Raw genomic sequence first — 652 nt, forward strand, 5'->3', positions numbered from 1 at the left:
ATCTATTTCCGTTCGATGGTGCTGTCTGTCATTGCCATCACCGATGCTATTCTCCCCGGAATGCGCGAGCGTAGGTGGGGCCGAATCATTACCTCCACTTCATCAGGTATCGTCGCTCCGATCCCTAATCTCGGCATCTCCAACTCACTTCGGCTTTCACTAGTAGGGTGGTCGAAGACGCTCGCTGGCGAGGTCGGACGCGATGGCGTGACATCCAACATCGTACTGCCGGGGCGCATCGCGACCGGACGGATCACCTATCTCGACGAGCAGAAAGCCAAGCGCGAAGGCGTCGATGTTTTGGAGATCGCCCGACGAAGCACGGCCTCTATCCCGATCGGCCGTTACGGTGACCCGAAGGAATATGCGGACGTTGTCGCATTCCTCGCCAGCACGAAGGCCTCCTACGTAACCGGGTCGGTCATCCGCGTTGATGGCGGCCTGGTTCCCAATATCTGAAGCGGAAAGGCCGCAGCCATGATCATCGACTGGAACATCTATCCTCCCGTTCCTGGCATGCGGGCCGGCTCCGCGCGCCGGGGAATCTGCGGCGACAAGGTGTCCGCCGTACGGGTGGAAACGACGCCTGACGCAGAGTTCGACGGCAAAACCCATTGGCATGACAACGAGCAGCTCCTGGTCATGGTATCAG

Annotated in this window: 1 protein-coding gene; it reads left to right on the plus strand. The window is 59.5% G+C overall.

What is annotated here, in order from left to right:
• On the plus strand, nucleotides 1-459 hold a 459-nt coding region (locus AB1462_RS31495), incomplete at its 5' end, for an SDR family oxidoreductase (RefSeq protein WP_367248977.1).
• Between the last annotated feature and the right edge of the window lie 193 nt (nucleotides 460-652).

Source organism: Pseudomonas sp. SB113, from assembly GCF_040754745.1.
Classification (GTDB): Bacteria; Pseudomonadota; Gammaproteobacteria; order Pseudomonadales; family Pseudomonadaceae; genus Aquipseudomonas; species Aquipseudomonas grimontii.